The sequence below is a fragment of the Mesorhizobium sp. M7A.T.Ca.US.000.02.2.1 genome (genome assembly GCF_003996995.1).
Classification (GTDB): Bacteria; Pseudomonadota; Alphaproteobacteria; order Rhizobiales; family Rhizobiaceae; genus Mesorhizobium.
Window position 1 is genome coordinate 1 of the sequence record NZ_RZTT01000572.1, and the last position, 3,013, is coordinate 3,013.

Consider the following 3,013-nt stretch of genomic DNA (forward strand, 5'->3'; position numbering starts at 1 on the left):
GCTGTGGGGCGGCAACACGGTGGCGCGGCTGGCGCGCGGGCCTTCGGGCCCAAAGAACGCAGGACGGATAGCCGATATAGACGGCTTCCCGCTGCCTCTGAAGCTGCCGGACAATGCGCCAGCCTTCGATGCGTCGCTGCCCTGGTCGGCAAAAGGCGGCGACATCAACGATGCCAGCGGCCTGTCGAGGACGCCGGTCTACGGCGTCGTCGAGGTCAGCGAGGACGAGCACATCGCCAAGGCGCTGGCCTTCGCGCATGCCAATGGCCTGAAAGTCTCACTGGCCGCCATCCGCCATTCGATGGGCGGGCATGCCTTCGACGACAACGCTCTGGTACTCGACCTCAGAAAGTTCAACAAGGTGACCGTGGATGCTGCGGCGAAGACCATGACCTTGCAGCCGGGCGCGTGCTGGCACGACATCCAGAACCTTCTGCATCCGCACTTTGCGGTGAAGGCCATGCAATCAACCGACATCTTCTCGGTCGGCGGCTCGCTGTCGGTCAATGCGCACGGCATGGACCACCAGGCAGGTTCGGTGGCGGGCTCGATCCGCTCGATGCGAGTGATGCTGGCCGACGGCTCGGTGACGACCTGCTCGCCCACCGAGAACACCGAGCTATTCCGCCACGTCGTCGGCGGCTACGGCCTGTTTGGCGTGGTGCTGGAGGCGACGCTCGATATCGTCGACAACGCCGTCTACCGCACCTCGCGCGAAATCATCAGATCGGACGATTTTCCGAAATTCTTCGCCGAGGTGCTGGAGCCGAACAAGGATATCGGCCTGTTCTACGGCCATCTGTCGACGGCGCCCGGCAATTTCCTCGAGGACATGATCGTCTACCGTTACGACAAGGTGGCCGAGCAGCCGCCGGCGGATCAGCCTGAGATCGGCGAGCCGGGATCGGTCGAGTTGAAGCGGGTGATCATCAACCTGGCGAAATGGGGCAGCCTGTTCCAGGAACTGAAGTGGTTCACCGAAAAGACGCTGGAGCCGAAATTCGAAAGCTGCACGGTGGCGCGCACCTCAGCCATGGCCGAGGGCGAGGCCTGTCTCGTCACCCGCAACAACCCGATGCACGATTCGGTGCCCTATCTCTTCAACGATCAGATGGAAGAGACCGACATCCTGCACGAATATTTTATTCCACGTGCCGCCTATGTCGAATTCATCGCGGAAGCGCGCGAGATCCTGCGCGACCAGACGCTGCCGGTGCTCAATGCTTCGGTGCGCATCGTCCACAAGGAGGATGTGGCGCTGACCTACGCGCCGGAGCCGGCCTATTCGCTGGTGCTCTACATCAACCAGCCGACCGATGCCGACGGCAATGCCAAGATGCGGGCGCTGACCCGGGCGCTGATCGACGCGACGATCAAGCATGGCGGCCGGTTCTTCCTGCCCTACCAGCTGCATTACACGGCCAGGGAGCTGCTGGCCTCCTATCCCGAACTGCCGGCCTTCCTGGCGGCGAAGCGGCAGTATGACCCGACAGAACTGTTTTCCTCGACCTTCTACCGTGCCATCAAGGCGCTGAGCGGGGTGGCGTAGACGTTAGGAGACTTCATGCGCAAGGTATCAGCCGCGGCACTCATCCTCATCGCGCTGTGCGCTGGCCCTGCCGGAGCCGAGGATCTCAAGGCCTTCAAGCTGACCATCGACGGTGTGACGGTCGATATCGATCCCGGCGAGAGCGCAGACGTGACCCTGCCTGGCGGCAAGCAGAGCAAGGTGACGCTCGAACGCAACGACTTCGCCACCTTTTCCGGCAGCGTTTTCTCCTTCGTTCACCCCAGCAACATTTCGGTGACCAAGACCGACCTCGGCGATGATATCACGCAGTATCTGATGGCGTCGGCGCTGGGCACGATCGTCGTCGTGCAGGAATATGGCACCATGAATCCGGTGTCGCTCAACCAGTTGATGCTGCAGGAGATGACCAAGGAAACGGTGCAGGCCGGCGCCACGCTGACGCAGAAGCCGACGACACGCAAACTCGCCGACGGCAAGAAATTGACCGGCATCCACGCTGAGGTAAAGACACGTACCGACACGGCCTATTTCGAGATCGTCGGCTTCGGCGTTGCCGATCGGGGGCTGCTGTTCATCACCCGCGTTGCCGGCGAGGACGCGGCGACCGAAAAGCCGCTTATCGACAAATTCTGGCAGAGCCTGAAAGTTAAGTTGCGGCCGGACTAGGGTCGTGTCTCAGTTTGGATTTCGGTTGGGAACCCATACTTTTGCGTAACGACGGCCTCAGTTATTCTGAAGACTCTGGGTTGGAGATCCTACAGCATGGCGAAGCTCATTTTCAGAATGAACCAGTCACTTGACGGCTACGTCGACCATCAGAAAATGCCGTCAGGCCCCACAATCTTTCGTCACTGGATGGAGCAAGTGCGCAATTTGAGCGGCAGTGTTTACGGTCGCGGCATGTACGAGGTCATGCGTTATTGGGACGAAGACAGTCCTGAGTGGAGCGCGGAGGCGCACGAATTCGCGGCTGCGTGGCGGAGCCAACCGAAGTGGGTTGTGTCGCGCTCGCTGAAGTCGGTCGGCCCCAACGCCACGCTTGTCGGGGATGACGTCGAGACGGTGATCCGTGGGCTGAAGGCTGAGCTCGTCGGGGAGATTTCAGTTTCTGGACCAGACCTGGCACGAAGCCTGACCGACCTTGGTCTTATCGATGCGTACCAACTCTACTTCCACCCGTTCGTGCTCGGTCAGGGCAAGCCATTCTTCGCCGGCCCCCGGCCGCCGCTTCGCTTTGTGGCCAGCGATCTGATTGGCGATGACGTGATCAGGTTGACCTATGTGCCTGCCTAATCACGCGGTCGTCAAACCGAGACGCCAGCGGGACTACAGTCCCTTCGGTACCAGTCCGGCCAGCCAGTTCACGGAGCGTTTCGCGGCGTCGGCGGTCGCCGAAGCGGCGCGGCCGAGATCGGTCTTGACCACGGCGTAGCCGTTCTTCGTGCGATAGAGCACACCGGTTCCGCCATCGACCACTTGCTC

General features: G+C 61.4%; 3 protein-coding genes. All 3 read left to right on the top strand.

All coding sequences use genetic code 11. The features are described 5' to 3' along the window. Position 1 precedes the first annotated feature (1 nt). Complete coding sequence (locus tag EOD15_RS31760; protein WP_348629442.1) at positions 2-1,549, top strand: FAD-binding oxidoreductase; 1,548 nt, start codon at positions 2-4, stop codon at positions 1,547-1,549. Positions 1,550-1,564: 15 nt separating this feature from the next. After that, positions 1,565-2,197 carry a hypothetical protein gene (locus EOD15_RS31765; protein WP_127319653.1) on the top strand — a complete coding sequence of 211 codons (633 nt, stop codon included), beginning with the start codon at positions 1,565-1,567 and terminating at the stop codon, positions 2,195-2,197. 96 nt (positions 2,198-2,293) lie between these two features. Further along, on the top strand, positions 2,294-2,824 hold the full coding sequence (locus tag EOD15_RS31770; RefSeq protein WP_127319655.1) for a dihydrofolate reductase family protein: 531 nt from the start codon (positions 2,294-2,296) through the stop codon (positions 2,822-2,824). Positions 2,825-3,013: the final 189 nt, after the last annotated feature.